Genomic DNA, 1,826 nt, shown 5'->3' with positions numbered 1-1,826 from the left:
TAAGGCGAGGCCGGTAGGCGTAGCCGACGCGCAGCAGGCAGACATTCCTGCACCGCGCACGCGGCGCTACGACCGACGGGGCGACGGATGGGGGTGGCTCGGCGGGGTTCTGGACGTCCCCGTGATGGAGCGCGGCCCGCGGACCAGGGAAATCCGGTCCGCATCGAGGGCGAGGCTCCGGACGAAGCGACTGAGCGAAGCGAGTGAGCCCGAGGTCCCTAGAAAAACCCCTAGGCAGGCGCGTGCGCGCCCGTACCGCAAACCGACACAGGTGGGTGGGTAGAACATACCGAGGCGATCGGGTCAACCATGGTCAAGGAACTCGGCACAATGGCCCCGTAACTTCGGGAGAAGGGGTGCCCGCGCGTACGTGAACGGACTTGCTCCGGGAGCGGAGGCGGGCCGCAGTGGAGAGGCCCAAGCGACTGTTTACCAAAAACACAGGACTCTGCAGAAGCCGCAAGGCGACGTATAGGGTCTGACGCCTGCCCGGTGCCGGAAGGTCACGCGGAGGAGTTAGCCGCAACGCGAAGCCCCGAAGCCAAGCCCCGGTAAACGGCGGCCGTAACTATAACGGTCCTAAGGTAGCGAAATTCCTTGTCGGGTAAGTTCCGACCTGCACGAAAGGCGCAACGACTTGGGCGCTGTCTCGACCATGGACCCGGTGAAATTGCACTGGTCGTGAAGATGCGACTTACCCGCGGAAGGACGGAGAGACCCCGTGAACCTTCACTGCAGCTTGGCATTGGCCGCTGGTCCCGCGTGTAGAGGATAGGCAGGAGGCGAAGATCCGGAGGCGCCAGCCCCCGGGGAGCCGCCCTTGGAATACTGCCCTCGCGCGACCGGCGTCCTAACCCGAGGCCGTCGACCGGCTCGGGGACCGTGCCAGGCGGGCAGTTTGACTGGGGCGGTCGCCTCCTAAAGGGTAACGGAGGCGCGCGAAGGTCCGCTCGGGACGGTCGGCAACCGTCCTTTTGAATGCAAGAGTACAAGCGGGCTTGACTGCGAGGCCCACAAGCCGAGCAGGTGCGAAAGCAGGCTCTAGTGATCCGGCGGCCCCGAGTGGGTGGGCCGTCGCTCAACGGATAAAAGGTACTCCGGGGATAACAGGCTGATCTTGCCCAAGAGTCCACATCGACGGCAAGGTTTGGCACCTCGATGTCGGCTCATCGCATCCTGGGGCTGGAGCAGGTCCCAAGGGTACGGCTGTTCGCCGTTTAAAGCGGTACGCGAGCTGGGTTCAGAACGTCGTGAGACAGTTCGGTCCCTATCCTCCGTGGGCGCAGGAGAATCGATGGAGGCTGCCCCCAGTACGAGAGGACCGGGGTGGACGCACCTCCGGTGAACCGGTTGTCGACCAACGGCACGGCCGGGTAGCCGCGTGCGGCGCGGATAACCGCTGAAGGCATCTAAGCGGGAAGCCGTTCCAGGGATTAGTTCTCCTTCCGGTAAGGGCCCAGGTAGACTACCTGGTCGATAGACGGCAGGTGCAAGGCTGGCGACAGCCTCAGCCGAGCCGCACTAATCGCCCGAGCTCTTCCGGAACCGCACCTCGCGGCCCGCGGGACATGCGCTCTGAAGCGCGGTCCGGGCACGAGGATGCCCCCGAGTCACCTCCCCTATGCGCCATGCGGCCCCCAGGGCACGTGAGAGAGACACCGGACACCGTAACGGTGGGCGCCGCCCACCGGTCAGCGGCCAGAGCATGGGGGGCACGCCCGGTCCCGTTCCGAACCCGGAAGCTAAGCCCCATCGCGCCGAGAGTACTGCGGGGTCAGCCCGTGGGAGGCCAGGGCGCCGCTGACCGGTGGACGGCACCGAGCCGT

The 1,826-nt window shown here is 65.9% G+C and carries 2 rRNA genes (1 of these 2 only partly in view); both read left to right on the top strand.

Annotated elements, in window-relative coordinates:
- A 23S ribosomal RNA gene (locus DW661_RS10215) occupies positions 1 to 1,545 on the top strand (its annotated part extends 1,805 nt beyond the left edge of the window); the annotation flags it as partial.
- Between the two features lie 145 nt (positions 1,546 to 1,690).
- Positions 1,691 to 1,806, top strand: a 5S ribosomal RNA gene (rrf, locus tag DW661_RS02810).
- Positions 1,807 to 1,826: the final 20 nt, after the last annotated feature.

The sequence above is a fragment of the Collinsella sp. AM24-1 genome (assembly GCF_003470325.1).
Classification (GTDB): domain Bacteria; phylum Actinomycetota; class Coriobacteriia; order Coriobacteriales; family Coriobacteriaceae; genus Collinsella.
The sequence above is the reverse complement of the archived record's forward strand: the minus strand, read 5'-3'. Positions and strand labels throughout refer to the sequence as shown.